This window comes from Arthrobacter sp. DMZ02-1R, from assembly GCF_057747935.1.
This window is the reverse complement of the sequence record NZ_CM173230.1, coordinates 1,391,687-1,417,536: the sequence shown is the minus strand read 5'-3', so window position 1 is coordinate 1,417,536 and position 25,850 is coordinate 1,391,687. Positions and strand designations below refer to the sequence as shown.

Here is a 25,850-nt window from a genome sequence, read left to right as displayed (position 1 = left end):
GCATTTCACAAGATTGTGTCGATTTGCGCAGAAGTGTCGGCAACCACGGCAGCCAGGCCGTTTCCAGCGAGCCAGCCGCCCACAGCCGACAGGCCCCCGGCTTTGGAGCAGATGCGGCGCACCTCGGCAACCCGCTGTTTGTGACCGACCGCGGCGAACGGCAAGGCACCCGCCCAACGGACCACGTCCCAATCGAGCACGTCTTCGCGGACAATCGGCACGGTCAGCAACGTCGAGGCATCGCGGAGCGCAGCCTCAAACAGAAAATCGTCATCGCGTGCGGCGACAGAACGCGCGGCCGTCGATTCAACGACGTCCGCCCCTTCGCCGCGCCCATAGGAAAGCCGCAGCACATGGGTGCCGGGCCCGGCTTCCTCGGCCAGCCAGTCCCATTTGGCCGTGGCATGTGTCAGGGCTTTCGCCTCGATTCCGGCGATTTGCGGTGCCACCAGGATCCCGGTACCGCGCGGACGCCGGTCCAGTTCGGGCACGTCAACCACCAAGGTCACCAAGCTCACCAGCGGGCCCGCTGCGGGACGCAACCCGGACAGCTCCGGAAGCGCCTTCTCCAAGAGCCCGACTGCGGCCGGACCGTCCAGCGCCACCACCAGCCGCCCGGCGTCGTACGTTTTGTGCGCGGTGGAAACCTGCCAGCTGCTTTCGGTGCGGGCGATGGAATCCACCCGGGCACCGGAAATCAGGGTGACACCTTGGGAGCGCAGCTCCGCGACGAGGGCGGTGATCAGGGTGTTCATCCCGCCTTTCAAGCCGCCGACGGCGGATCCGGCCTTCGCCTCGCCCGTTCCGTTTTGCCCCGAGGCAGCCCTGCGCTGGCTGGCCACTGCAGCGGCAAGCGAACCGTGCTCACGCAACGCCGCACGGAGGCCTGGAGCCACCATGTCGACGTCGAGCAGTCCGGGATCGGCAGAGTGCACTCCGCCCACCACAGGTGCCACAAGTCTTTCGAGCACCCGCTTGCCCATCCGTGCCCGGACCAATGCAGACACGCTCGTGACCGCGGCTGAGGTACCCACTGATGCGGGCAAATAGCGGTCAAGAGAGGCCCTCAAGGAACCGGCGAGGCCCAAGGAGCGGCGGACTTCCGGGTCCCAGGGATTCGCGGGAATTCCGAGCACCCCGGTTTTGGGGAGCTCTTGCGGGCCGTCGGGCAACTGCACCCACGCGCCGCCCGGATGTGGCGCGACGATTTTGTCACCGAGCCCGAGTTCGCGGGCGAGATCGGCCACTGCGGTGGACCGGGTGGCGAAGGACTCGGCGCCGCTGTCCAGCTCAAGGCCGGCCACAGTATGGCTTCCCACGCAACCGCCCCAAGCGTCGCTCGCTTCGATCACCGTGACAGTGGTTCCTGCTTTGGCCAATCGGAGTGCCGCGAGGAGGCCGGAAATACCGCCGCCCACGACAACGGCCGTCAGCCCGGTCTGGGATGTCTCGGGAAGGGCGTGTTCGGGCTTTGGGTGTGCCCCGCGCATTCCGGCTACCCTGCCGGGATCGAGTGGATGAGCTCCACTACTCGGGTCAGGACTGCGGGGTCTGTCTCCGGCGGCACGCCGTGGCCGAGGTTCAGGACGTGGCCCGGGGCCGCGGAGCCGGCTGCGATCACCTCACGAACATGCCCTTCCAGGACGTCCCACGGCGCGGAGAGGAGCGCCGGGTCGATGTTGCCCTGCAGAGGGACTGTGCCGCCCAGGCGTCGGTTCGCTTCGTCCAACGGCAGCCGGTAGTCCACGCCCACGACGTCCACTCCGACGTCGCGCATGGCGACAAGCAACTCGGAGGTTCCGGTGCCGAAGTGGACCAGCGGCGCGCCGAGGTGGCGAACGTGGTCAAGGGCACGGGTCGAGGCAGGAGCGACGTACTTGGTGTAATCGGCCAGGCCAAGGGAGCCTGCCCAGGAGTCGAACAGCTGCCCGGCAGACGCACCGGCCTCCAGTTGGGCGCGCAGGAACATTCCGGAAGCGTCCGCGGCCCAATTGGCCAGGGCGGTCCAGGTCTCCGGATCGGCGTGCATCATGGTGCGCGGACCGAGGTGGTCCCGGGACGGCTTGCCTTCCACCATGTACGCAGCGAGAGTGAACGGTGCACCTGCGAAGCCGATCAGCGGGGTGGCGCCGAGCTCCGCCACCGTCAGGCGCACGGCCTCGCGGATCGGCTCAAGGGCTTCCCACGTCAGCTGCGGCAGCGCGGCGACGTCGGCCGCCGTGCGGACGGGCTTGTCCAGGACGGGCCCGATGCCGGGCACGATGTCCACGCCGACTCCCGCCAGCTTGAGGGGAATGACAATGTCGGAGAAGAAGATCGCTGCGTCAACGTCGTGGCGGCGGACAGGCTGCAAGGTGATCTCCGAGGCGAGCTCGGGACGCAGGCACGAGTCCAGCATCGCAACGCCTTCACGGACCTTGAGGTATTCCGGCAACGATCGGCCGGCCTGGCGCATGAACCACACCGGACGACGGGACGGCTTGCCGCCACGGTAGGCCTGGATCAGGGGCGAGTCTGCCGTGCGGCCATCCATGAGCGGGTGGTTTGTGTCAAGGCTTGAGGCGACGATGCCGGAAGCGCCGGCGGCAGACACAGAGTTGGCCGACACGGAGTGAGGCAGTGCAGAACTGGAAGTCATGCCTTCGATTGTGCCGAAGATCGGGCCCAAAAGATAACGACAGCCTGTCCCACACCATGGGACGTGGCAGGCGTCACTCCAAGCAGTGCGGAGAACCACTGCCATGCATTGTTCTACATGGCGCCGAAAAAGCTATGATTGCTTTGCTGTGGTTCTTTTCTCATTGGTGGCTACACACGCCGACATCGACCTTGAAACCGTCGCTCAGTTGAGCAACGGTTCATCCGAGGTTGCCTCGTCCGCTTTGGCCGACTCCCAACTTGTCTCCGGCGCCGTGGTCCTGGCCACCTGCAACCGCTACGAAATCTATGGCGAAACGCCGCATGTCGAGAACCTCGAAGCCGCGCGCTCGGCGCTCGTCACGCAGATCAGTGGCTTGAGCGGGCTCAACGAGCAACTCGTCTCACGCGCCTTCAGCACCCGCACCGGGCCGGAGGTCAGCAGGCACCTCTTTGCCGTGAGCGCCGGACTGGACTCCGCCGTCGTGGGCGAACGCGAAATCGCTGGACAGGTGCGCCGCGCCCTCATCACTGCCCAGCATGAAGGAACCGCAAGTTCAGGACTTGTCCGGCTGTTCCAGGCCGCTTCCAAGACTGCCAAGGACGTCGGGGCCCAGACTGCCCTCGGTTCGCGTGGCTTGTCGATCGTTTCCGTTGCCCTGGACCTCGCCACGGATCTCTCGGAGAACGCCGACTGGAGCACCAAGAAGGTCGTAGTCTTCGGAACCGGCGCCTACGCCGGAGCCACCATGTCACTTCTTCGCGAGCGGGGCTGCACCGATGTGTCGGTCTATTCGTCGTCCGGCCGGGCCGAGGCTTTCGTGGCGACTCGCGGCGGAACCGCGCTCGACGCCGAAACCCTTCCTGCCGCCGTCGCCGCGGCTGACGTCATGGTCGGCTGCAGCGGATCGGACACGCGCGTGGAGGCCGCGGAGCTTGCCCGTGTCCGCGCGTTGTCCCCTCAAACGCTCATTGCGATCGACCTCGCGCTCACCCACGATTTCGATCCCGCAGTGGGCGAGCTCGACGGCGTCGAGCTCCTGACGCTCGAATCCGTCCGCTTGGCAGCACCCCAGGAACAGGCGGAGTCGCTGGCACAAGCCAGCACTATTGTGTCCGGCGCAGCAGCAGCCTTCGAACAAGAGCGGGAGGCCCGCTCTGTTGACTCGGCCATCGTGGCGCTGCGCCGCCACACCATGAGCGTCCTCGACGCCGAAATGGAGAAAGTCCGGGCGAGGCACGGCTGCACCGCCGCGGCCGAGGAAGTTGAGTTCGCCCTCCGCCGCATGGTCAAGCAATTGCTCCATATCCCTACGGTCCGTGCGCGGGAGCTTGCCGCCAACGGCCAGCAGGACGAGTACGTGGCCGCACTCGAGGCACTGTACGGCATCCAGGTGGAACAGCCTGTTGCCGCGGCTCCAGCAGCTGAATGCCCTGTGGACCACCAACAGGCACCTCAGCAGGCTGAAAGCGCGTAGCACACACGACGCCGCCCGCCCCATGCTGTTCGCAAGCCCCCTGCGGTTCGCAAGCCCCATGCTGCAAGAGCATGCGCTCCCCTGATCGCCAAGACTGGACATAACAGGGTTATGTCCAGCAGCAATGACCGCGAATGGGCATGTCCTTTGTGGTGGTGGTTCGCGAACCGCGGGAACCTATGCGAACGCGTTGACGCCCGTCATTTCGGCGGAGACGGCCCACAACCGTTGCGCCGCTTCAGGATCCACAGCGTGCGCGTCGACGCCTTGGTACCGAGCCAGGGGCGAGGTCGGGTCCGTTGGCTTGGCGATGTCGCAGTCTTCGCAATACACCCCGCCCATGCCCTCCAGGGCCGGTGACGTGGCTGCCCACGTGGACGTGGCGGCTCCCTGCTCCGGAGTCTTGAAACCCTCCCTGACGTTGCCTTCGGCGTCCATCCACCCGGCAGCAACCATCTCTTCCCGTGGCAGATGGCGCTGCAATTCAGTCATGATGCCTCCGGGGTGGACCGCAAAGGCCCGCACCCCGGAGGACCGGCCCAGGCGGTCCAGCTCCACGGCGAACAGGGCATTGGCCGTCTTTGCCTGGCCGTAGGCCTTCCATTTGTCGTAGCCGGCCTCGAAATTGATGTCCTCGAAACGGATCGGCGAGAGTTTGTGTCCTGTGGAGGACAAGGACACGACGCGGGCCGAGCCGGCAGCCGCCAACGCGGGCCACAACGTGTTGAGAAGCGTGAAGTGGCCCAGATGGTTGGTGGCGAACTGGGATTCCCAACCCGGGCCCACGCGCTGCTCCGGGCTAGCCATGATGGCCGCGTTGTTGATCAGGATGTCCAGCGTTGGGTTCGATGCCAAGAAGCGTGCCGCGAAATTCTTCACCCCTTCCTGGTCTGCCAGATCCAGGGCCTCCACGGTCACTTGTTCCGGCCCCAGACCGGCCGAGACGAGGACTTCTTTCGCGTGCTCGGGCCGCCTGGCTGGAACCGTGACCCGCGCCCCGGCAGCGGACAATGCCCGGACCGTTTCCAGACCGAGCCCGGAGTAGCCCCCGGTGACAATGGCCGTTTTACCGTGGAGGTCCACCCCGGTGAGCACGTCCGATGCCGTGGAACCGTGACCGAATCCCGATCCGATGGGGTGCTGCGGTGTTGTCATGGAATCCTCGCTCACGTCCGGACCTTTCGTGTTCAGTACGCTGTCGGGTCAGTAGACCGGCTTGCCGGGCTCGACGTCGCGCACCCAAGCCAGGATCCCGCCGTCGAGGTGGCTGACACGCGTGTAACCGGCACGCTGTGCTGCCGCGAGCACCGCAGCGGAACGGGTGCCGCCCTTGCAATGGAACACGATCTCTTTGTCCTGCGGAAGCTCCGTCCAGGCCTCCCCCGCCAGGATCCGGCCCTGCGGGATGAGCACCGAGCCGTCGATGTTCACAATCTCGTGTTCACCAATCTCCCGGACGTCCACCAGTTCGAAGTCGCGCTCCCCCGCCGCGCGGGCCGCGAGCATCGCGGAAAGTTCGGTGGCCGTGACGGTTCTCACTGAGTCACCTGAGGGCGCAGGGGTAATGCCGCAGAAAGCCTCGTAGTCGGTCAATTCGGTAATCGGTTCGGCCTCCGGATCCTTGGAAACCTTGATTTCCCGCCAGCTGCCGCCGAGCGCGTCAAAGAGCGCCACGCGCCCCAGCATCGAGCGCCCGACGCCGGTGATCAGCTTGATTGCCTCCGTCACCATGAGTGAGCCGACGGCGGCGCACAGCATGCCGAACACGCCGCCTTCGCCGCAGGACGGGACAGAGCCGGCTGGAGGTGCCTCCGGATAGAGATCGCGGTAGCTGGGGCCGTGCTTCTCCCAGAACACGCTGACCTGGCCGTCGAAGCGGAAGATAGATCCCCACACATAAGGTTTGCCGAGAATGGCGGCAGCGTCGTTCACCAGGTACCGCGTGGCAAAGTTGTCCGCGCCGTCCAGGATGAGGTCGTAGCCGGCGAAGAGCTCCAGAGCGTTGGAAGAGTCCAGGCGCACATTGTGCAGTTGGACGTTCACGAGCGGGTTGAGTTCCTTGATGGCATCCCGCGCCGATTCAATCTTCGGCCGGCCCACGTCGGCCACCCCGTGGATGACCTGACGCTGCAAGTTGCTGAGGTCGACGACGTCGTCGTCCACAATGCCAAGTGTCCCGACCCCGGCCGCGGCCAGGTAAAGCAGGGCGGGTGAGCCCAATCCACCGGCACCTATCACCAGCACTTTCGCGTTCTTGAGCCGTCGCTGACCGGCTGCGCCGATTTCGGGAATAATGAGGTGGCGCGAGTAGCGTTCTACCTCTTCGGTGGTCAGCTCTCCGGCCGGTTCCACGAGGGGCGGCAGCGAGGACTGCAACGTTTGGGCAGCAAAAGTAGTGGCCATACTCCAAAGTATGCCTGCCGGTGCCGCCTGGTCATATTACTGCGCAGTATTGTGGTCATAACTGCAAGAGAAAGGCGGCAGACAAGTGGCTGAGAGCGCACGTGTCAAACAGGAGGCACACGTCAAGCAAGATCGGACCGGTTCGCCACGCTCGGCGAGGCTGCCACGCGATGAACGCCGGGCCCAGCTCCTGAACGCCGCCCTGGAAGTGTTTGTTGCCAACGGCTTCCACGGCGCAGCCATGGACGAAATCGCCGAGACAGCCCACGTCAGCAAGCCGGTGCTGTACCAACACTTCCCGTCGAAGCGGGAGCTGTACATGGCACTCCTGGACAGCCATCTGGCCATGCTTACGGACCAGATGCTCACGGCACTGAATTCGACCTCGGACAATAAGGAACGCGTCCAGGCCGTCATGCGCGCTTACTATCGCTTCATCGCGGCCGATGACCAGGCGCATCGGCTCGTTTTCGAATCCGATCTCATCAATGACCCGGACGTCAGTTCCCGCCTGGAGACTTTCAACCGCACTTTCGCCGACGCCGTGGCCAAGGTCATAGCCGAAGACACCAAGCTGCCCCCGCTGGAGGCACAGTTGCTGGGCCGGGGCCTGGCTGGAATGGCGCAGGTCAGCGCCCGCTATTGGCTCGAAACCGATGGCGATTTGGACCTCGATGTGGCCAGCGACCTGATCTACCGTTTAGCTTGGCGCGGAATCAGTCGCTTCCCCAAAGAGTCCTAGGCTACAAATAGAGGACTGTGTAAATTCTTGATTGGCTGGGAGGCCCTGCTGTGGAAGTAAAGATCGGCATTCAGAACGTTGGCCGTGAGATCGTGCTGGAGTCCGCTCTGGATGCCGAGGCTGTTGCCAAGATCGTGGGCGAGGCCATTGCCAATGGAACAGACTTGCGTCTCACCGACGAGAAGGGCCGCCAGGTCATCGTCCCCGGCAACGTCCTGGGCTACGTTGAGATCGGGGCCGAGGAAGTCCGCAGGGTCGGTTTCGGCGCCCTCTAAGCAATACGCAAGAACACCAGCGAGCCAGGAGTCCGCATGCTCTCACTTGTCATCGTGGCGCTAGCCACCATCGCATCAGGCTTCATTGTTTGGGGAAATGACAAACATCGTGGCACGTACGGAATCGCCGTCCCCGCTTGTGTTTCGGTAGCCGTCGCCATGCTGAGTTGGATGGTCTTCATCCAGCTTGGCTTTGGCTACCAGCCCGGTGTGACCTGGATCCCGTGGGTCTTGCCCATCATTCTGGGCACTGCGGCGGCCGCGGCTGTCGCCTTCTTGCTGGGCCGCCATCGGTTCCGGCACGACACTGCGCAGCTGACGGCTGCCCTGCGGCTCTAGCTGCCCTGCGGCTCCAATTACAGATCCGGCTCGTGGCCCGTTTCGGTGCAGAGGCACAACCTATTTCCTTGTGAATCCGTGACCACCACCCATTTGGGTGCGTGGTCATGGTCCATTAACGCCCCGGTTGCGGCGGTCTTCTCCACGGCTGGCCCCGATTCAGCCTGGCTTCGGTGCACGTCCAAGTGGAGCCGGTTCGGGTTGGGAGTTTGCGTTTCCTGGAACCACACGTTGGGCCCGCGGCCATAGGGATCCTCAAGGCCTCCAAAGCGGCCCTTGCGGTAGCCAAGCGCCACTCGCCAGACTTCCGAAATCCCTCCGGGATCAGGGGTGTCTATTCCAACCTCTACTGTGCGGTAGAGTCCCGGCTCGGCCATGGCCCCGGCTTCCTTGGCTGCTTGGCTGGCGTGGGTGGCTGCGCGGATGTCGCGCTGCGTTACCTCACTCCCGGCGTCGTGGGAGGTGTAGCGGACGAACACCCGGTTGTACCGCCAGTCCAGGTCCGGGTGGTGGTTCTGTTCCTCGGCTATGCGCCCGACGGCGGCAATCAGCCCGAGCGCGGCAGCCGACGTCGGGCATTTGTAGGCGGTGACGAGACCGCCCAGGCGGTACCGCCAGTCCGGCAGCTCCGCCAAGGCGTCGTCGATCGCGGGCCTGGTGAGAACATCATCCGTGCCGGCCATGGGGGCTCCTTCGCTGACGTGGAATCCTTCGCAGGATGCCCCCTGCGGCCGGCAGAAGCCCGCTAGAGGAACTCAGCCCGGCCTTCCATGGCCGAGGAGGCCAGAGCGTGCTCCCGGCGCGGGATGCGGCCCGCCTGCTTCGCCAGCCTACCGGCGATGACTGCGTGTTTGAAGGCCTCGCCCATCTGCACGGGGTTCTGGGCCCGGGTCACGGCGGTGGCCAGCAGTACGGCGTCGCAGCCGAGCTCCATGGCCAGGGCGGCGTCGGACGCGGTGCCGATGCCGGCGTCGAGCACTACCGGCACCGAAGCGCGGGACACAATCAGCTCGATGTTGTGGGGATTCAGGATGCCTAAACCGGTGCCGATTGGCGCCCCCAAAGGCATCACCGCAGTAGCCCCGAGGTTTTCCAGGCGAAGGGCCAGCACGGGGTCGTCGTTGGTGTAGGCGAAGACCTTGAAGCCACGGTCGACGAGTTTTTCGGTGGCATCCACGAGTTCCACCGCATCCGGCAGGAGCGTGTGCTCGTCGGCGATGACCTCGAGCTTCACCCAATCCGTTTCCAGTGCCTCCCGGGCAAGCTCGGCTGTCATGACAGCGTCCTTTGCGGTAAAACAGCCCGCGGTGTTGGGAAGGACACGGATCCCGTGATCCACGAGCAATTGAAACAGGGAGCCTGTTTCCGTGGGCGAGTACCTCCGCATCGCAACGGTGGTGAGTTCGGTACCCGAGGCCAGCAGGGCTGCCCCCAGACCGTCCAGGCTCGGCGCCCCGCCGGTGCCCATGATGAGGCGCGAGCTGAACTCAACGCCGTCGATCACCAAGGCGTCGGTTTGGGTGCTTGCTGTTTGGGTGCTTGCTGTGGTCATGGTTCAACCTCCCTGTACTGCGGTAACGATTTCGAGTTCGTCGCCTTCTGCGAGCGCGGTTGCAGCCCATTGGCTGCGTGGCACCACTTCGGAATTGCGCGCGACGGCGACGCCAATCTTCCGTCCGTCGGCCGCCTGGCCCTTGGCATCCAAGGCCCGTCCAGTGATGTGGGTGACGAGCGTGGTCACGGAGGCGTCGTCGCTCAGCGTGTGGTCGGCGCCGTTCAATTTGATGTTCATGCGTGGTCCTTCGGAAGAGGAATTAAGGTGGCAGGCTGCGAGCCGTTTGTCGCGACACCTGCCTTTGCGAGTGGTTTGGAGAAGCGGTCCGGGCGGAACTTGTTCCAGCGCGGATCGTCACTGCCATCCATGAGTCCGACGCAGATTTTCGCGGCTGCCGGGGTCAGGAGCACTCCGTGCCGGAAAAAGCCGCTGGCCACGATGAGGCCGGGTACTGTGAGGCCGTGCACTGCGCCTTCAGTCCCTTCGGGGCCGGCATCTGTTGCCACCCTCCCCAGCAGGGGTGCGTTGTCCGGTGTCCCCGGACGGGCACGGGCAGTGGCTTCCAGGAGTTCCAATTCGGCTACGGCCGGTACCAGCACCTGCGCGTCGCGGAGCAATTGGTATACCCCACCGGCCGACACCGGGTTCGGGGATCCACCCGAAGCCGACAAGCCGTCCTCGCGTTGCGTTGCGCCGATCACCACGGTCCCGTCCTCCCGGGGGACGATGTAGACCGGCACCCCCCGCACCACCCCGCGGACCGTTGCGGTGACCATGGGCCGAAGGTGTTCCGGAACGCGCAGCCGCAGTATGTCTCCGTACACGGGGCGTAGCGGGAGGGACAAGCCATCCGGCAGCCCGTTCAACTGGGCAGCGTGCAGCCCGTTGGCAACCACTGTTTCCTTGGCGAGCACCCGTGTGCCTGACTCGAGCTCAGCCCCGACGACGCGCCCGTCCTCCCACAGAAGGCTCACCGCCTTGTTGCGGACCGCAAAGCCCTCCTCGGCCCCCTCAACCCAACTGGAGTCACCGGGTTGGTGGTCTCCCAGTGCGCCAATAATCGCGGCCGCAAGTTTTCGCGGATCCACTTGGTGGTCGCCCGGAATGTGGAAGGCACAGGAAATCTGCGGGCTCAACAGCGGCTCACGTTCGCGTGCCTCGCGCAGCGGCACAGATTCCACCACCAAACCGTAGGCCAGCTGGACGTCCCGGAGGTCGGCGAGCGCCCGGCGGTCCGCAGCGTCCGCGCCGACGGCGATGGTCGGCGTCGTGCGGTATCCCGTACTGCGTCCGGTACTTAAGGCGGACAAGTGACGTTCGAAGTCTGGCCACAAGGCCGACGATTCGAGCATGAGTTCCAGGAGGTCTTCTTCCTGGTAGTGCAGTTCGCTGACGGGCGCCAGCATGCCCGCTGCCGCAAACGTAGCGCCGCTGGCCGGTGCGGGGTCGATGAGGACCACCGAGCGGCCGGACCTGCGGGCCTCCCACGCGATACCGAGGCCGATGACACCGCCCCCGATCACCGCCACATCGGCGTGCAGGGGTTCGTGCTGAGTCTTCACTTCGTCCATGGAGTCCTTCCCTACGCCGGTACTAGCCGGATCAGGTCAAGCGGTCGGCGCTGAAGCCCTCTCAGCCGCGCGGCGATTGTGACTGCCGCCGCGGCTCCCGCGGTACCAGCCCAGTTTAGAGGAACTACTCTGTTTCCATGACCCAGCACGATGTCCACACCACCGCCCGCCTGTACCTCTGCACCGACGCCCGCAAGCAACAGGGCGACTTTGAGCAATTTGTCGATGCCGCATTCGAGGGCGGCGTGGATATCATCCAGCTGCGGGACAAGACCATTGAAGCGGCCGAGGAACTGGAGCTCCTGGAAGTTCTGCATTCCGTGGCGCACCGTCACGGCCGTCTCTGGGCCGTCAACGACCGCGCAGATATCGCGTCCCTCTCCGGCGCTCCGGTGTTCCATATCGGCCAGAAGGACATCCCGCTGCGCTCGGCCCGGAAACTGCTCCACGACCCCACCATAATCGGCCTCTCGACGCACACGCCCGAACAGATTGACGCTGCCATTGCCGCATCGCCTGGCCGCAGCGGCCTGGACTATTTCTGCGTCGGACCGGTGTGGGCAACCCCCACCAAGCCCGGGCGTTCCGCCGTCGGGCTCGATCTCGTGAAGTACGCTGCCGAGGCCATGAAGAAGGCAGACGCAGAGACAGTGGGCGGCGTTGTGCTCCCTTGGTTCGCAATCGGCGGCGTCGACCTCAGCAACGTTGAGGAAGTGGTGCAAGCCGGCGCCAGCCGCATCGTGGTGGTCCGGGCCATCACTGAGGCAGAGGATCCGACGGCCGCAGCCCAAGCGCTCCTTGCCGCCCTGGACGCTGCGGCGGCTTAGCAAGACTCCGGGAGATTTTGGCGTTACCCTGACTTTCGTGTCATATCAGCGGATAGCACCGAATCTCACTGAAACGTCGAACACGCTCGCAGAGGCGCTGGCGGCGCTTCGAACTGAGCTTGAGCTGCCTGCCGGCTATCCCACCGAAGCGCTGCGCGATGCCGAAACTGCGGTTTCCGGTCACACGCTGCCAGCGCAGGACCTCACGGAGATTCCGTTCATCACGATCGACCCGGCATCTTCCACGGATCTCGATCAAGCCCTTTTCATGGAGCGATCGGACGATGGTTACAGGGTTCTCTACGCGATCTCCGACGTACCCTCCTTCGTCACTCCGGGAGGCGCGCTCGACGGCGAGACCCGCCACCGCGGGCAAACGTACTATGCCCCGGACGGGCGCATCCCGCTGCACCCCGAGATCATCAGCGAGCGTGCCGGAAGCCTGCTGGCTGGTCAGACGTGCGGCGCCTTCGTGTGGGACTTCGAACTCGACGCCGAGGCGGAGTTCCGCACGGTCTCCGTGCGTCGGGCCAGGGTTCGCAGCCGCGCCAAGCTCAACTACAAGGGCGTCCAAGCGGAGATCGATTCCGGAACAGCTGATCCGGTCCTGCAACTCCTCAAGGAGGTCGGGCTCAAGCGGGTGGAACTCGAACGCCGCCGAGGCGGAGCCAGCCTGAACATGCCGGAGCAGGAAATCATCCAGCTGCCCGACGGCGAGGGGTACAGGATCGTTGCTGCTCCCCCGTTGCCGGTGGAAGACTGGAACGCCCAGATTTCGCTTATGACCGGGATGGCCGCAGCCCGGCTGATGCTCGACGGAAAAGTGGGCATCTTGCGTACCATGCCCGCCCCCGATGAACGCTCGTTGCTCCATTTCAAACGGCAGGCGGGCGCCCTCGGCAAGCCTTGGCGCGACGGGATCAGCTACGGCGAGTACCTGCGCACCCTCGATGCCAGGGACCCCCGGCAGCTGGCTATCCTCCATTCGGCAGGGATGCTCTTCCGCGGCGCCGGCTACACACCTTTCGACGGCGCGGTACCAGACAGCGTGATGCAGTCCGCGATCGGAGCCCCGTATGCCCACGCGACCGCTCCGTTGCGGCGGCTGATCGATCGCTTCGTCTTGGTCATCTGCGAAGCCCTGAGTAACGGGACAGCAATTCCCGCGTGGGCACGGGACGCCCTGCCGAGCTTGCCTGCCATCATGGCGTCATCCGATCAGCTTGCCGGCAAGCTTGAGCGCCTGGCCTTGGACACTGTGGAGGCAGCGCTCCTGGTGAACCATATCGGCCAGGAGTTCGACGCCGTCGTCATCTCCGGGTCGAAACCCGCCAAGAACAACGGCAACGGCAACGGGAACAGCACCAACGGCAACAACGGGAATGGGAACGGAGCCCCGCACGGTCCGTACGGCATCGTCCAGATCGCCGAGCCCGCGGTCACCGCTCGTTGCGACGGCGAAATGGAGTCCGGCACGAAGGTCCGCGTGAAATTGCTTGACGCGGACATCGCCACCCGCCAAATCACCTTCGAACTGATCGCGTAGCGGAGTCCGCTCGCACGCCCGGGGCCGTGATCCGGGGTTTATTGCCCCCAGACGCTAGACTGTGTGAGTAGTAATGGATGCCCGGTCGTTGATTCAGTTAATTTTTTGACATCAACAAGCCCGCCCCTACGCGATCTTGAGATACACCAGCTGGTCCCCAGTGCCAGTATTTAGATAGCCCGCGATCGGCTTCCACTGGATTTGCTTGCGCCCATCCGTGCTCCGGAACGGCCCTGCCACAACCGTTGAGCACGCAGCGCAGCCCAAATGAATAAGGAAAACTCCACTGTGAGTGAATTGCACACCCATGAAGTTCTGACAGACGGAACCGAAACGATCGAACCCGAGGAGACCATTTCCTCGGATGAAACACCCCACGAGATCGCAGAAAAGTCCTTCGCCGATTACAACGTCCGCGCCGACATCGTTGAATCCCTCGCCGACGCCGGAATCACCCACCCCTTCCCCATCCAGGCCATGACCCTCCCGGTAGCCCTGGGCGGTCACGACATCATCGGCCAGGCCAAGACGGGTACCGGAAAGACCCTCGGCTTCGGTATTCCGGCGCTGCAGCGCGTTGTCGGACCGGACGACGCCGGCCACGACAAGCTCGCTGTCCCCGGTGCACCCCAGGCCCTCGTGATTGTTCCTACCCGCGAACTCGCTGTTCAGGTGGCCAATGACCTCCAGACGGCATCCCGGAAGCGCAACGCGCGCATCGCCACGATCTACGGCGGCCGCGCTTACGAGCCCCAGATCGAGGCCTTGCAGAAGGGCGTCGAGGTTGTCGTCGGCACGCCCGGCCGTTTGATCGACCTCTACAAGCAGAAGCACCTGAACCTCAAGAACGTTCGCATGGTGATTCTCGACGAAGCAGACGAGATGCTCGACCTCGGCTTCCTTCCGGACGTCGAGACCCTGATTGCCGGAACACCCGCCGTCCGCCAGACCCTGCTCTTCTCGGCCACCATGCCCGGCCCGGTCATCGCCATGGCCCGCCGCTACATGACGCAGCCCACTCACATCCGTGCCGCCGACCCGGACGACGAAGGCCTGACCAAGCGCGACATCCGGCAGCTCATCTACCGTGCCCACAGCATGGACAAGGTCGAGGTAGTCGCCCGCATCCTGCAGGCCCGCGGACGCGGCCGGACCATCATTTTCACCAAGACCAAGCGCACCGCAGCCAAGGTCGCCGAGGAACTCGTGGACCGCGGCTTCGCAGCCGCCGCCATCCACGGTGACCTGGGCCAGGGCGCCCGCGAGCAGGCCCTCCGCGCCTTCCGCAACAACAAGGTGGACGTCCTCGTGGCCACCGACGTCGCCGCCCGCGGCATCGACGTCGATGACGTCACGCACGTGATCAACTACCAGTGCGTCGAAGACGAAAAGATCTACTTGCACCGCGTTGGCCGCACCGGCCGCGCCGGCAACAAGGGCACGGCCGTGACGTTCGTCGATTGGGACGACATGCCGCGCTGGGGTCTCATCAACAAGGCGCTGGGCCTGAACTACCCGGAGCCCGTGGAAACCTACTCCTCGTCGCCGCACCTCTTCGAGGAGCTGGACATCCCCGCGGGCACCAAGGGCCGCCTGCCCCGCGACAAGCGCGTTCTGGCCGGCGTCGACGCTGAGGTCTTGGAAGACCTCGGCGAGACCGGAAAGAAAAACTCGCGCTCCAGCGGCGATTCCGGGCGTGGACGCTCCGGCCGCGACAGCGGACACGAAGGTGGACGCCGTGGCGCGAAGTCCGGCGATGCTCCCTCTCGCGAGGGCAGCGGCGAGGGTGGACACAACCGCACGCGCCGTCGTCGTACTTCCGAAGGCGACGCAGCCCCTGCCGAAGCTGCAGCCCCGTCTGCCGAGCCGCAGTCCGGCGAAGGTGCGGACAAGCCTTCCCGCGCACGCCGTTCGCGCACCCGCCGCCGCAACGGCGAAGTGGTGGCCGCTTCCGGTGGTTCTGCCGAGAGCACCGAGGCTTAACGGCCTCAATGACTGACACTGTTTGGGCGCCGGACGGCAGCAATTTGGTGGTTCACGCGGACAACGCGGATTTCCTCCCGACGCTGCCGGACGGCGCCTTCACACTGATTTACGTGGACCCGCCCTTCAATACAGGCCGCGTCCAGAGCCGCCAGGAAACGCGCATGGTGCGCAACGCCGACGGCGACGGCGACCGCGTCGGCTTCAAGGGCCGCTCCTATGACACCATCAAAGGCGCCCTGCACAGCTACGACGATGCCTTCAGCGACTACTGGTCCTTCCTGGAACCCCGGCTCGTGGAGGCCTGGCGCCTACTCGCCGAGGACGGCACCTTGTACCTTCATCTGGACTACCGCGAGGTCCACTACGCCAAGGTCATGCTGGACTCGATCTTCGGCCGGGAATGTTTCTTGAACGAGATCATCTGGGCCTACGACTACGGCGCCCGCGCCAAGAACCGTTGGCCCACCAAGCACGACAACATCCTCGTGTACGTGAAGAACCCCGCCAAATACCATTTCGACAACGCCGAGGTGGACCGCGAGCCGTACATGGCACCCGGCCTCGTGACGCCGGCCAAGCGGGAACTGGGGAAACTCCCCACCGACGTGTGGTGGCACACCATAGTTTCGCCCACCGGCAAGGAAAAGACCGGCTATCCAACGCAAAAGCCGGAAGGCCTGGTCCGGCGGATCGTCACCGCATCCAGCCGGCCGGGAGACTGGTGCCTGGACTTTTTCGCCGGGTCCGGCACGCTTGGTTCAGTCGCGGCGAAGCTTGAGCGCAAGTTCGTGTGCGTTGACCAGAACGCCCCGGCCATCGACGTGATGCGGAAGCGCCTGGACGGCAAGGCCACTTTCTACCCCAACAGCTAGCATTTGTTGTCGTTTAGCGGCCTGTATACGACAACAAATGCTAGCTAGTTGGGCTCCGCGGAACCTCCGTCAGCGGACCACGGAACTTCCTGTGCCGAGTTCCTCGATGCGGGCCAGGACCTCCGGGGACGTGAGGTTCTCCCCGAACAGATTGGGCTTACCGGTTCCGTGGTAGTCGGAAGAACCGGTCATGAACAACCCGTTCTCGGCAGCCAGGCGCCGCAGGAACACGCGGCCTTCCTCGGGGTTGTCCCGGTGCTCCACTTCCAGCCCTTGGAGCCCGGCGTCGATCATTTCCCGGTAAGTCCGTTCCCCCACCACCCGGCCGCGGGCCGAGGCGACCGGATGGGCGAAGACGGGCACGCCACCTGCCGCGCGGACGAGTTCGACGGCGAGCGCGGGGTCCGGTGCGTAGTGCTGCACGAAGTAACGCGAGTGCGAGGTCAGGATCGCGGTGAACGCCTCGGAGCGGTCAGCCACGGCACCGGCCGCCACAAGGGCGTCGGCGATGTGTGGACGGCCCACGGTCGCGCCAGGAGTCACATGGTGGATGACGTCGTCCCAGCTCAAGGGATAGTCCTCCGAAAGGAGCGTGACCATGTGCTTCGCTCGAGTGAGTCTCGCGTCCTTTGCCTTGGTGATTTCTTCGAGCAGGCCGGGGTGCTCCGGATCATGGAGATAGCTCAGCAGATGGACGCTGATCCCCTCCCGGGTCCGGCAGGATATCTCCATCCCCGGCACGAAAGCCACACCGAATTCCAGGGCGGCAACGGAAGCCTGATCCCAGCCATCGGTGGAGTCGTGGTCTGTCAGCGCCACCACATCCAGACCCGCGGCAGACGCTGAAGCGATCACTCCCGCGGGAGCCTCGGTCCCGTCGGAAACATTGGAGTGCGCGTGCAGGTCGATCTTCACTTTCCAAGCCTATTGGATCAGGGGCGGCTTGGACCGTTGCGGCGTTGGCCTAGTGTCTGCCTTGATGGGACGATGGGACGGTGAACGATGCAGACAACACCCAAAACGGTGAAACCACAGCCTCCCAGCCCCTGGAGGAGCGCGTCAACAACCGCTCCCAGCGGCCCACATCCGATGCCTTCAAGGCGTTCATGGCCAGCAACTGGGCGCCCGCCGCGCAGGTGACCCCTGCGCGCGACGCCGTTGCAGACCACGCCGCCACGCGTCGTCGGGCCATCTCCGACAAGTTCGCCGGTGTGCGCCTCGTCGTACCGGCGGGTCCGCTCAAGGTCCGTTCGAACGATTGCGACTACCGCTTCCGCCCCCACTCCGGCTTTGCCCACCTCACGGGCTTGGGCCTGGACCACGAGCCCGATGCCGTGCTGGTCCTGGAGCCCGTTGAGGAAGGAACCGGCGACGACGGCGGAAACCACCTCGCGACGCTCTACTTCCGTCCGCTGGCGGGCCGGGACACGGAACAGTTCTACGCGGACTCGCGTTCCGGTGAGTTCTGGATCGGTGCCCGTCCCACGCTCGCCGAATTCGAAGCGCGCCTCGGACTCAAAACTGCTCATATCGACGAGCTCGAGATGGCCATCACCAAGAACGTGGGCGCCGCGGAAATCGGCGGCGTCTCCATCCGCTTGGTCCGCAAAGTGGACGAGAACATCGACGCCCTCGTAGACACCGCCCGCTACAACACGGCCAAGGATCCGGAGAACTTGGACCTGAGCGAACTCGACGCCCTGGACGAACTGCTCAGCGAGGCCCTCTCCGAGCTTCGCCTTCTCAAGGACCCCTGGGAAGTCGAGCAGATGAAGATCGCCGTCGCAGCTACGGTCGCGGGTTTCGCCGACGTCGTCCGTGCCCTCCCCCGCGCCATGACCCACCACCGGGGCGAACGCGTCGTCGAGGGCGCGTTCTTCGCCCGTGCGCGCGAGGAAGGCAACGAACTCGGCTACGACACCATCGCGGCCGCCGGAAACAACGCCACGGTGTTGCATTGGACCCGGAACACGGGCAAGGTCAACGCCGGGGAGCTCCTGCTCCTGGACGCTGGCGTGGAGGCGGATTCGCTCTACACAGCGGACGTAACCCGCACCATTCCGGCCAACGGAAAGTTCTCGGATGTTCAACGCAAGGTCTACGAGGCCGTGCTTGACGCCGCCGACGCCGGATTCGCCGCGGCCCAGCCAGGCGTGAAGTTCCGCGACGTCCACACCGCCGCCACCACGGTCCTTGCCGAGCGCCTTGCCGAGTGGGGACTGCTGCCGGTTTCGGTGGAAGAAGCCATCAACCCCGAAGGCCAGCAGCACCGCCGCTGGATGCCGCACGGAACCAGCCACCACTTGGGACTGGACGTCCACGACTGCGCCCAGGCCAAGCGCGATCTCTACCTGGACGGTGTCCTCACGGAGGGCATGGTGTTCACCATTGAACCCGGGCTCTACTTCAAGAACGAGGACCTCGCCATTCCTGAGGAATACCGTGGAATCGGCGTCCGGATCGAAGACGACATCCTGATGACCGCCGACGGTCCCGTCAACCTCAGCGCCGCCCTCCCCCGCAAGGCGGACGACGTCGAGACCTGGATGGCGGGCATTTACCAAGACGCCGAAGCGTAATTAGTCAGGCAACCGCAAAAGGAGGGCTACCGGATACTGATCCGGTAGCCCTCCTTTGCTTGGGCGGCTTAACTACTGCTTGGCCGCGTCTTCGCCGTCAGCTTCGTGCTGCTGGCCGTTTTCGGCGTCGTTCACTCGAACGCCGTACTGTGGCCGGCCGTCCGGAAGGTCCGGGTAGCGCACGCCGGGGGCCGGCCGTGCCGCTTGGACTGGAACATCGGCGGCCGGCTGGGCAGCCTCGCCGGTTGTTCCGTGCGCGGCCTCGGGTCCGCGCTGGCCGTAGGGGTCCTGCCAGGAAGCCGGCCGTTCGGGGGCCGGGCCCTGGGGGCCTGGCTGGACTGGCGGGTTCCGGTAGTCCTGCGGCGGGTAGGCCTGCGGCGGCCGGCCGAACGCCGCCTCGGAGGGATTCATCGGCAACTGGTGAAGGAGTCGGCGGGCTTCCTGCGATGCTTCCAACGCGACAATGACGTCATAGTTTGTCGCCACTACCTGGCTGGTGGAGGTGAAATCCCGCTTTCCGCGCTGGGCGGCATAAGTGACGATCCCAAAGAGCATAAAGAACGCGGCACCCATGAGAACCGACGTCACAATCGAGAACGGTCCCCCGGCCGGGGTGAAGAAAGAAAGCATGACCCCCACGAACAGGCCGAACCACATGCCGCTCAGGGCGCCCGACAGTGCAACCCGCGGGTAGCTGAGCCGTCCCGTCACGCGCTCCACCATTTTGAGGTCGTTTCCCACAATGGAGACATGCTGGACCGGGAACTGCTGGTCGGCCAGATAATCAACCGCCTTCTGGGCATCAAGATAGGAGGTGTAGGAGCCAACGGTGTCGCCCTTGGGGACGCTGCGGGATTCCTCCGTGGCCTTTGGGGTACCGAAAATGTTCGCCATAGCCCCATTCTGTCCCATTCACATGTGCAGCGGCTGAAATTCAGCTAAAAGAGAGCAGACTCGGTAGCCTGTAGGTGTGAGCACAAATCCTTCACGCGTCTTTGTTGCGCGCCTGCTCGGCCTCGATGTCTTCGACCCCCTGGGGGACCGTTTGGGCCGGCTGCGCGACGTCGTTGTGCTCTCGCGCGGCTTGCGCGGGGCACCGCATGCAGTGGGCATCGTCGTCGAAGTTCCGGGTAAGAAACGCGTCTTCGTTCCCATGACCCGGCTGACGTCCATGGACCAGAGCCAAATCATTTGCACCGGCCTGGTCAATCTGCGCCGCTTCCAGCAACGCGGTGCAGAGCAACTGGTGGTCGGCGAGCTCTTTGACCGCAAGGTGACGCTCAAGGACGGCAGCGGCGACGCCATCATCGAAGACATCGCCATGGACCAGCAACGCAACGGCGACTGGCTGGTGTCCAAACTCTTCATTCGCCGCGGGACGTCTACCTCCAGGCTTCGGGGGCTGCGTCGCGGCCACACGCTGCTAGTGGACTGGTCGGACACGCTGCAAGGCTCCGAGAACGATCCCCAGGGTGCCAGTCACTTCGTTGCCACCCACGAGGACCTCAAACCCGCGGACTTTGCCGACGCACTGCAGGAGATGCCGGACAAGCGCCGGATCGAAGTGGCCAGCGAGCTCCAGGACGAACGCCTCGCCGATGTGCTCCAAGAGTTGCCGGAAGAAGACCAGGTGACGCTCCTTTCCGCCTTGGACAACGAACGGGCAGCCGATGTGCTGGAAGAAATGGACCCGGACGACGCCGCGGACTTGCTGGCCGACCTGCCTTCCGCGAAGGCCGAGGAACTGCTGCTTCTGATGGAGCCCGACGAGGCGGACGACGTCCGTAGGCTCCTGCAGTATGACGAAGACACTGCCGGTGGCCTGATGACCCCGGTGCCCGTCATTCTGCCCCCGGAAGCTACGGTCGCTGAAGCGCTTGCGCATGTGCGCAGCGAGGAACTTTCCCCCGCCCTGGCCTCGGCCATCTTTATTTGCCGCCCGCCGTTGGAGACCCCCACGGGACGATTCCTCGGCGTCGTTCATATCCAACAATTGCTCCGCAGCGCCCCGCCCGAACGGCTGGGCAGCATCGTGGACAAGAACCTGGAACCGGTTTCCGATCACGCCAGCGTCAGCGAGGTCAGCCACACCATGGCCTCCTACAACCTCAACTCCCTCCCGGTCGTCAACAGCGCCGGTCGCTTGGTAGGGGCGGTGACTGTTGATGACCTCTTAGACCATTTGCTCCCGGACGACTGGCGAACCCACGAAGACGGAGCCCCGATCAGGAAACTAGGAGGCCGAATTGGCTGAGAAGCCCACCAGCGGAGGACTGGACACTCCGCTCGAGCTGCGTTCCCGCATGCTACCGAATTTCGGCAACGATCCCGATGCCTTCGGCCGATTTGCCGAGCGCTTCGCTCGCTACATGGGTACGGCGAATTTCCTGTTCTATATGACGATCTTCGTGATCGTCTGGATCGCATTCAATGTTGTTGGCTTGTTCGGCTTCCAATGGGATCCCTACCCGTTTATCCTCCTCAATCTTTTCTTCTCGACGCAGGCCTCCTACGCCGCTCCCCTGATCCTGTTGGCCCAGAACCGCCAGGATGACAGGGACCGCGTGACCATCGAGCAAGACCGCGCCCGTGACGAGCGCAATCTTGCTGACACGGAATATCTGACCCGTGAGGTCGCGGCTCTTCGCATCGTCCTGCGCGAGGTCGCCACCAGGGACTACGTGCGTGCCGAACTCCGCTCTCTCCTTTCAGACCTCATCGAAGCCCAGGATGAGTTGCGTCCGAACAATTCCACGGGCTCGAACAACGGAGAAAAGGCCAAGGAGAAGGTCAAGGACAAGCGCGACAAACAGCGCAATCCCCGCACGCAGCAAATCCCCAAAGTCCACCCGGCGCATTCCAGCGCCACGCCAGATGACCCCGGACTCTCGGCCGTCGGCACCTCGACGGGGCCAATTTCTGGTTCCGACCAGCCTGAAAGCTGAACATCCACTCCATGAGTACACCATCCGTCGAGGCCCTCAACGCTGCCTTGGCTACCGTCATCGATCCCGAACTCCGCCGTCCCATCACTGAGCTGGGGATGCTGGATTCGGTGGAAGCCGGCGCGGACGGAACCGTCCGGGTTGCGGTGCTGCTGACCATCGCCGGTTGTCCCCTGCGTGAGACCATCACGGCCGATACCACGGCTGCCCTCACGCGGGTTCCGGGAGTTACCGGCGTCGAGGTCGAACTCAAGGTCATGACGCAGGAACAACGCGATGCGCTCAAGGAGCGGCTGCGCGGCGCCGGCGGCCAACGCGGAATCCCGTTCAACGAGCCGGGCTCGCTGACCAAGGTCTTTGCCGTGGCCAGCGGCAAGGGCGGCGTGGGAAAGTCCTCGGTGACTGTCAACCTTGCGTGTGCCCTCGCGGCGCAGGGGCTGCGCGTAGGAATCGTCGACGCCGATGTCCACGGTTTCTCCGTCCCGGCACTCATGGGAATCACGCAGCAGCCTACCCGGGTGGACGACATGATTCTCCCGCCGGTGGCATACGGCGTGAAGGTGATCTCCATTGGAATGTTCGTTTCCGGGAACAAGGCAGTGGCCTGGCGCGGCCCCATGTTGCACCGGGCGTTGGAGCAATTCCTCACGGACGTCTATTTCGGCGACCTGGATGTCCTGTTCCTGGATCTGCCGCCCGGCACCGGCGATATCGCAATCTCAGTGGCACAGTTGCTTCCCAAGGCCGAAATCCTCGTGGTGACCACCCCGCAAGCCGCCGCAGCGGATGTTGCCGAGAGGGCCGGCACGATCGCAACGCAGACCGGCCAGAAACTTGCCGGCGTCGTGGAAAACATGTCATTCCTGGAGATGCCCGACGGCGGCAGGATGGAATTGTTCGGCAGCGGCGGCGGGCTGGTGCTGGCTGAGCGGCTGAGCGCTGCCGTCGGTACCGATGTGCCGCTGCTGGGACAGATCCCCTTGGACATCCGTCTGCGCGAAGGCGGTGACGCGGGCCGTCCCGTCGTGTTGGTGGCTCCGGAGACGCCCGCGGCACAGGCGCTTCAAAGCATCGCGGGCAAGCTCAACGCCAAGCCGCGCGGTCTGGCCGGAATGTCGCTTGGCATCCAGCCAAAGTAGTTTTAGGTGGCTTCGGAGTCGAAGGGTGCCTTTTCACCGACAGGAAGCCGTTCAATAACCCGTTCAGGGGCCTTGGGCACTGTTTCCACGGCAACGGCAGCGACAGGTGCCCCTGCGCTCACCGGCTTCGTGTCGTCGTCGAGCAGAGCTTCCTTGATGATCCGGCGCGGATCGTATTGGCGGGGGTCGTATTTCTTCCAGTCGACTTCATCAATGTCGATGCCGACTTCTTCCTTGATTTGTTCGCGGGCACCGGACGCCATGCGCCGCAGTTCCTTGACCAGATTCGCCAACTTCCGGGTGTATTCGGGCAAACGGCTGGGACCGATCACGATTACGCCGATGATCAGCAGGATCAGAAACTCCGGGCCATTGATTCCAAACACGTATCGAAGGTTACCTTGTCCGTCAGCCCGCTCAGAAACCTGCCAAGGCTGCCAGGGCACCGAGTCCCCGCTGCAGCCGTTCATTCCATGTGCCTGAGGTGCTCGCGGCCGGAATAGCAGCCAGCGAATCGCCCGCTTTCACAAGCTCAGGAACGGCCTCCGCAGCCTGATCGGAAGGCATATCGGAGGAATAACGCAGCACGGCCGCGGGCGAGGAGTAGACAGCTTGCCACAGGGCTCCCGGCGTGACGGCCATCTGCGTCCCGGGCGTGCCGCTGCCCTCCAGGTGCTCCTCAATCAAGGTCGCGTGATGGTCGCCGGTGCTGAGATGCAACTCCACTGCAGGGTGTCCGTCCTGCATCATGGCCCGGGCAGAAACCACGTGGTATCCCATGCTTGCCAGCTCGGGACAAGCCCAACCGTCTTTCCGCAGTTCCGACAACTGCTGCCCGCTCAGGCTGACGGTTCCGGCTACCGTCACCGGCAGGCTCAGCTGTGAACCCGTGACAGGGAGTTGCTGCCCAGCGTTTCCGGCCATGGTCGAACCGACCAGGGTCCGGACTTCCTGCTCTCCGCGGTTCGACGCCTGCGGCGCAACGTCGCCGCCGAGCGCGTAGGCTGCGACCGCAAGGATTCCGGCGCTGACAGCGACTCCACCGGCCGTAAGGCCAACAACCCGTATGCCGTGCCACACGCTTCGCCGGGGTGTCCGGGTGTGAGGGAACTCGGACTGCGCCAAGCGTTGGGTGTGTTCGATCAGTCGGTTCGTGAAATCCTGACTGGCTTCGGGTACCGCAGCACGGCGGAGTCGTTCCAAGTACTGGCGTTCCCGGAGTACCGCGGCTTGGCACTCAGAGCATTCCCGCAGATGGCTCGGGGCTCGGCTGTGCCGGCGGTTTCCCCGGTTCAAGCCACCGCGTCGTCCGTTCAGCAGACCACCCATCGGCGACTAAAGGAGACCGGCGATGCGCGGAATCTTGAGCCGCGGCTTGCGGGCTTGGACCGGGCGCGGATCCCGGTGGGCCAGCTTTTCGCGAAGCATGGTCCGGCCGCGGTGAATGCGGGACCTGACGGTCCCCAGCTTCACGCCCAGAGCTTCGGCAACTTCGTCGTAAGAGAGACCTTCGAGATCGCAAAGCACGACGGCGGCGCGGAAGTCGGGCGGGAGTTCCTCCAAGGCGCGCTGGACGTCCAAGTCCAGGTTGTTCAACTCGAAGCTCTGCTCCGGTCCGGGTTCGTGCCCGGGCAGCCGGGATTCGGCGTCTTCGGCCAGCGCATCGAAGCGGATGCGGCTCTTCCGGCGGGCCTGATCGAGGAAGAGGTTGGTGGTGATGCGGTGCAGCCAGCCATCGAGTGTGCCTGGCTTGAAGTTTTCGAGCGAACGGAAGACCCGGACGAAGACTTCCTGGGTGAGGTCCTCGGCGTCGAACTTGTTTCCCGTCAGCCGATAGGCAAGGCGGAAGACCTTGGCGGAGTGGTTTTCCACCACTTCTTCCCAACTGGGCCTGACCCACTCTTCCGCGGGCGGAGCCGTGCCGGTGGAACCCAGGACTGCTGCCGTTGTCTGGACTGGCGCAGCACTTGATGCCCGCATCGTCCACTCCCCTCAAACTGTTTGTCATCCTGCCTGTCACTCAGGAGTTCGGTGCCGACCGCCGCTTGGATGGCCGGATATACATCATCCCAGTGTTGTCTGAAAGTTTGCTGATCAGAGGCACGCTTTTTCCGCAGAGCGAACATCGTCCGGAGGACACCCGGAAGACACAGAATTACGGGCCGCATGCGTCCGGGCTAGGCGGCCCATAGACAGTAGTCTGGAAGCAATACCCCTCTGCCTGGAAAGCGAACCCCCATGAGTGCCGACAAGTCAACCAGCTGGTCCTATGCAGAAGATCTGCCTGCCGAGGACGACGTGTTGCTTCGCGCCCGTGAACGCTCCTTCGAACTGGGAGTTACTCCCGTCAGCCCCGGGGTTGGCGCTGTCCTGACGGTCTTGGCAGCGGCGTCGAAGGCTCAGACCGTTGTGGAGGTTGGATCCGGGGCAGGCGTCTCCGGGGTATGCCTTCTGCGGGGCCTCAGCCCACAGGCTGTCCTGACCACGATCGACGTCGACGTCGAACACCTGAAAGCCGCCCGGGAGGCGTTCTTGGAATCCGGCAGCCCGGCGAACCGAACCAGGACCATCTCCGGCCGTGCAGCGGACGTCTTGCCACGCCTCACCGATTCCGCGTACGACCTCGTGTTCATCGATGCTGACAAGCCGAACTTCCCTGGCTACGTTGTGCAAGCCATCAGGTTGCTGAAGTCGGGCGGAACGCTGGTCATCAATGACGCCCTGGACAAGGACAAGGTTTCCAACCCTGCCGCCAGGGACAGTACCACCGTTGTGCTGCGTCAGATCGGCAAAGCCATCCGCGACGACGAGCGTCTCTCCTCGGCAATGCTTCCCACGGGCGACGGCTTGCTGGTAGCGGTCAAGAAGTAGCCTGCCGGGCGATTCACGAACTGTTCGCGTTCCGCCTTAAACATGGAAGCAGGGCGCCGGCTCTTCTGCCGGGCCCTGCCCATTG

General features: G+C 64.5%; 26 protein-coding genes and 1 riboswitch. Of the genes, 13 read left to right on the top strand and 13 right to left on the bottom strand.

The genetic code is table 11. The annotated features are described in order from the left end of the window. Positions 1–5: 5 nt before the first annotated feature. Together hemG and hemE are read right to left on the bottom strand one after the other, a co-directional pair. Positions 6–1,490, bottom strand: a complete 1,485-nt coding sequence (gene hemG / locus AC3ANQ_RS06905; protein ID WP_488304398.1) for a protoporphyrinogen oxidase — start codon at positions 1,488–1,490, stop codon at positions 6–8. A gap of 5 nt (positions 1,491–1,495) precedes the next feature. Next, positions 1,496–2,638, bottom strand: a complete 1,143-nt coding sequence (hemE, locus tag AC3ANQ_RS06900) for a uroporphyrinogen decarboxylase (RefSeq protein WP_488304397.1) — start codon at positions 2,636–2,638, stop codon at positions 1,496–1,498. A gap of 148 nt (positions 2,639–2,786) precedes the next feature. Between hemE and AC3ANQ_RS06895 the strand changes: the two genes are divergently transcribed. Then, entirely contained in the window at positions 2,787–4,115 is a 1,329-nt protein-coding gene (locus AC3ANQ_RS06895) for a glutamyl-tRNA reductase (RefSeq protein WP_488304396.1), read from the top strand. A 177-nt stretch (positions 4,116–4,292) separates the two neighbouring features. Here the strand turns inward: AC3ANQ_RS06895 and AC3ANQ_RS06890 are convergent, their stop codons facing one another. Continuing rightward, entirely contained in the window at positions 4,293–5,285 is a 993-nt protein-coding gene (locus tag AC3ANQ_RS06890; RefSeq protein WP_488304395.1) for an SDR family NAD(P)-dependent oxidoreductase, read from the bottom strand. Between the two features lie 33 nt (positions 5,286–5,318). Continuing rightward, on the bottom strand, positions 5,319–6,518 hold the full coding sequence (gene moeB, locus AC3ANQ_RS06885) for a molybdopterin-synthase adenylyltransferase MoeB (protein WP_488304394.1): 1,200 nt from the start codon (positions 6,516–6,518) through the stop codon (positions 5,319–5,321). An 85-nt stretch (positions 6,519–6,603) separates the two neighbouring features. Between moeB and AC3ANQ_RS06880 the strand changes: the two genes are divergently transcribed. From AC3ANQ_RS06880 to AC3ANQ_RS06870, 3 genes are read left to right on the top strand one after another with little or no spacing between them, the layout of a single operon-like run. Continuing rightward, positions 6,604–7,260, top strand: a complete 657-nt coding sequence (locus AC3ANQ_RS06880; RefSeq protein WP_488304393.1) for a TetR/AcrR family transcriptional regulator — start codon at positions 6,604–6,606, stop codon at positions 7,258–7,260. Positions 7,261–7,310: 50 nt separating this feature from the next. After that, on the top strand, positions 7,311–7,535 hold the full coding sequence (locus tag AC3ANQ_RS06875; protein ID WP_395797724.1) for a DUF3107 domain-containing protein: 225 nt from the start codon (positions 7,311–7,313) through the stop codon (positions 7,533–7,535). Positions 7,536–7,571: 36 nt separating this feature from the next. Continuing rightward, entirely contained in the window at positions 7,572–7,874 is a 303-nt protein-coding gene (locus AC3ANQ_RS06870; RefSeq protein ID WP_488304392.1) for a hypothetical protein, read from the top strand. 17 nt (positions 7,875–7,891) lie between these two features. Here the strand turns inward: AC3ANQ_RS06870 and AC3ANQ_RS06865 are convergent, their stop codons facing one another. From AC3ANQ_RS06865 to thiO, 4 genes are all read right to left on the bottom strand, one after another. After that, positions 7,892–8,557, bottom strand: coding sequence for a 4a-hydroxytetrahydrobiopterin dehydratase (locus AC3ANQ_RS06865; RefSeq protein ID WP_488304391.1), 666 nt, complete (start codon positions 8,555–8,557; stop codon positions 7,892–7,894). Positions 8,558–8,619: 62 nt separating this feature from the next. Next, on the bottom strand, positions 8,620–9,426 hold the full coding sequence (locus AC3ANQ_RS06860; protein ID WP_488304390.1) for a thiazole synthase: 807 nt from the start codon (positions 9,424–9,426) through the stop codon (positions 8,620–8,622). 3 nt (positions 9,427–9,429) lie between these two features. Then, complete coding sequence (gene thiS, locus AC3ANQ_RS06855; protein ID WP_268021082.1) at positions 9,430–9,666, bottom strand: sulfur carrier protein ThiS; 237 nt, start codon at positions 9,664–9,666, stop codon at positions 9,430–9,432. Further along, complete coding sequence (gene thiO, locus AC3ANQ_RS06850) at positions 9,663–11,000, bottom strand: glycine oxidase ThiO (protein WP_488304389.1); 1,338 nt, start codon at positions 10,998–11,000, stop codon at positions 9,663–9,665. The genes thiS and thiO overlap by 4 nt, the downstream gene beginning before the upstream one ends. Further along, positions 10,992–11,111, bottom strand: a riboswitch (TPP riboswitch). (Overlaps the previous gene by 9 nt.) A 26-nt stretch (positions 11,112–11,137) precedes the next feature. Here thiO and thiE point away from each other — a divergent pair. The 4 genes from thiE (at position 11,138) to AC3ANQ_RS06830 (ending at position 16,231) form a co-directional block, all read left to right on the top strand. Further along, positions 11,138–11,827 carry a thiamine phosphate synthase gene (gene thiE, locus AC3ANQ_RS06845; protein ID WP_265977044.1) on the top strand — a complete coding sequence of 230 codons (690 nt, stop codon included), beginning with the start codon at positions 11,138–11,140 and terminating at the stop codon, positions 11,825–11,827. A gap of 37 nt (positions 11,828–11,864) precedes the next feature. Next, positions 11,865–13,373: an RNB domain-containing ribonuclease gene (locus tag AC3ANQ_RS06840; protein ID WP_488304388.1), complete on the top strand. Its 1,509-nt coding sequence runs from the start codon at positions 11,865–11,867 to the stop codon at positions 13,371–13,373. A gap of 288 nt (positions 13,374–13,661) precedes the next feature. Continuing rightward, positions 13,662–15,356, top strand: a complete 1,695-nt coding sequence (locus AC3ANQ_RS06835) for a DEAD/DEAH box helicase (RefSeq protein ID WP_488304387.1) — start codon at positions 13,662–13,664, stop codon at positions 15,354–15,356. A gap of 8 nt (positions 15,357–15,364) precedes the next feature. Next, positions 15,365–16,231 (top strand): DNA-methyltransferase, encoded by an 867-nt coding sequence (locus AC3ANQ_RS06830; protein ID WP_488304386.1) that lies wholly within the window; start codon positions 15,365–15,367, stop codon positions 16,229–16,231. A 69-nt stretch (positions 16,232–16,300) separates the two neighbouring features. On the opposite strand, the gene AC3ANQ_RS06825 is transcribed toward AC3ANQ_RS06830, so the two are convergent. Beyond that, positions 16,301–17,146, bottom strand: coding sequence for a PHP domain-containing protein (locus AC3ANQ_RS06825; RefSeq protein ID WP_488304385.1), 846 nt, complete (start codon positions 17,144–17,146; stop codon positions 16,301–16,303). Between the two features lie 80 nt (positions 17,147–17,226). On the opposite strand from AC3ANQ_RS06825, the gene AC3ANQ_RS06820 reads away from it, so the two are divergent. Further along, positions 17,227–18,810, top strand: coding sequence for an aminopeptidase P family protein (locus AC3ANQ_RS06820; protein ID WP_488304384.1), 1,584 nt, complete (start codon positions 17,227–17,229; stop codon positions 18,808–18,810). A 72-nt stretch (positions 18,811–18,882) separates the two neighbouring features. On the opposite strand, the gene AC3ANQ_RS06815 is transcribed toward AC3ANQ_RS06820, so the two are convergent. Then, complete coding sequence (locus AC3ANQ_RS06815) at positions 18,883–19,704, bottom strand: YflT domain-containing protein (RefSeq protein ID WP_488304383.1); 822 nt, start codon at positions 19,702–19,704, stop codon at positions 18,883–18,885. 76 nt (positions 19,705–19,780) lie between these two features. Here AC3ANQ_RS06815 and AC3ANQ_RS06810 point away from each other — a divergent pair, with 76 nt between their 5' ends. From AC3ANQ_RS06810 to AC3ANQ_RS06800, 3 genes are read left to right on the top strand one after another with little or no spacing between them, the layout of a single operon-like run. Next, on the top strand, positions 19,781–21,064 hold the full coding sequence (locus tag AC3ANQ_RS06810; protein ID WP_488304382.1) for a magnesium transporter MgtE N-terminal domain-containing protein: 1,284 nt from the start codon (positions 19,781–19,783) through the stop codon (positions 21,062–21,064). A 49-nt stretch (positions 21,065–21,113) separates the two neighbouring features. Beyond that, positions 21,114–21,755, top strand: a complete 642-nt coding sequence (locus AC3ANQ_RS06805) for a DUF1003 domain-containing protein (protein WP_488305272.1) — start codon at positions 21,114–21,116, stop codon at positions 21,753–21,755. 11 nt (positions 21,756–21,766) lie between these two features. Further along, complete coding sequence (locus tag AC3ANQ_RS06800; RefSeq protein WP_488304381.1) at positions 21,767–22,894, top strand: Mrp/NBP35 family ATP-binding protein; 1,128 nt, start codon at positions 21,767–21,769, stop codon at positions 22,892–22,894. 2 nt (positions 22,895–22,896) lie between these two features. Here AC3ANQ_RS06800 and AC3ANQ_RS06795 read toward each other — a convergent pair whose 3' ends face one another. From AC3ANQ_RS06795 to sigE, 3 genes are all read right to left on the bottom strand, one after another. Continuing rightward, positions 22,897–23,280 carry a twin-arginine translocase TatA/TatE family subunit gene (locus tag AC3ANQ_RS06795; protein WP_488304380.1) on the bottom strand — a complete coding sequence of 128 codons (384 nt, stop codon included), beginning with the start codon at positions 23,278–23,280 and terminating at the stop codon, positions 22,897–22,899. Between the two features lie 31 nt (positions 23,281–23,311). Beyond that, on the bottom strand, positions 23,312–24,097 hold the full coding sequence (locus tag AC3ANQ_RS06790; protein ID WP_488304379.1) for a hypothetical protein: 786 nt from the start codon (positions 24,095–24,097) through the stop codon (positions 23,312–23,314). Positions 24,098–24,229: 132 nt separating this feature from the next. Next, a complete protein-coding gene (gene sigE / locus AC3ANQ_RS06785; protein WP_488304378.1) occupies positions 24,230–24,874 on the bottom strand; it encodes an RNA polymerase sigma factor SigE in 645 nt (214 codons plus the stop codon). A 258-nt stretch (positions 24,875–25,132) separates the two neighbouring features. On the opposite strand from sigE, the gene AC3ANQ_RS06780 reads away from it, so the two are divergent. Continuing rightward, a complete protein-coding gene (locus AC3ANQ_RS06780) occupies positions 25,133–25,765 on the top strand; it encodes an O-methyltransferase (protein ID WP_488304377.1) in 633 nt (210 codons plus the stop codon). Positions 25,766–25,850: the final 85 nt, after the last annotated feature.

Excerpts from the sequence above, each read along its gene's own strand:
- AC3ANQ_RS06780 (WP_488304377.1), top strand. The coding sequence starts at position 25,133 with ATGAGTGCCGACAAGTCAACCAGCTGGTCCTATGCAGAAGATCTGCCT.
- thiS (WP_268021082.1), bottom strand. The coding sequence starts at position 9,666 with ATGAACATCAAATTGAACGGCGCCGACCACACGCTGAGCGACGACGCC.
- AC3ANQ_RS06860 (WP_488304390.1), bottom strand. The coding sequence starts at position 9,426 with ATGACCACAGCAAGCACCCAAACAGCAAGCACCCAAACCGACGCCTTG.
- AC3ANQ_RS06800 (WP_488304381.1), top strand. The coding sequence starts at position 21,767 with ATGAGTACACCATCCGTCGAGGCCCTCAACGCTGCCTTGGCTACCGTC.
- AC3ANQ_RS06830 (WP_488304386.1), top strand. The coding sequence starts at position 15,365 with ATGACTGACACTGTTTGGGCGCCGGACGGCAGCAATTTGGTGGTTCAC.
- thiO (WP_488304389.1), bottom strand. The coding sequence starts at position 11,000 with ATGGACGAAGTGAAGACTCAGCACGAACCCCTGCACGCCGATGTGGCG.
- AC3ANQ_RS06865 (WP_488304391.1), bottom strand. The coding sequence starts at position 8,557 with ATGGCCGGCACGGATGATGTTCTCACCAGGCCCGCGATCGACGACGCC.
- moeB (WP_488304394.1), bottom strand. The coding sequence starts at position 6,518 with ATGGCCACTACTTTTGCTGCCCAAACGTTGCAGTCCTCGCTGCCGCCC.
- thiE (WP_265977044.1), top strand. The coding sequence starts at position 11,138 with ATGACCCAGCACGATGTCCACACCACCGCCCGCCTGTACCTCTGCACC.
- AC3ANQ_RS06805 (WP_488305272.1), top strand. The coding sequence starts at position 21,114 with ATGCTACCGAATTTCGGCAACGATCCCGATGCCTTCGGCCGATTTGCC.
- AC3ANQ_RS06870 (WP_488304392.1), top strand. The coding sequence starts at position 7,572 with ATGCTCTCACTTGTCATCGTGGCGCTAGCCACCATCGCATCAGGCTTC.
- sigE (WP_488304378.1), bottom strand. The coding sequence starts at position 24,874 with ATGCGGGCATCAAGTGCTGCGCCAGTCCAGACAACGGCAGCAGTCCTG.
- hemE (WP_488304397.1), bottom strand. The coding sequence starts at position 2,638 with ATGACTTCCAGTTCTGCACTGCCTCACTCCGTGTCGGCCAACTCTGTG.
- AC3ANQ_RS06815 (WP_488304383.1), bottom strand. The coding sequence starts at position 19,704 with ATGGCGAACATTTTCGGTACCCCAAAGGCCACGGAGGAATCCCGCAGC.
- hemG (WP_488304398.1), bottom strand. The coding sequence starts at position 1,490 with ATGCGCGGGGCACACCCAAAGCCCGAACACGCCCTTCCCGAGACATCC.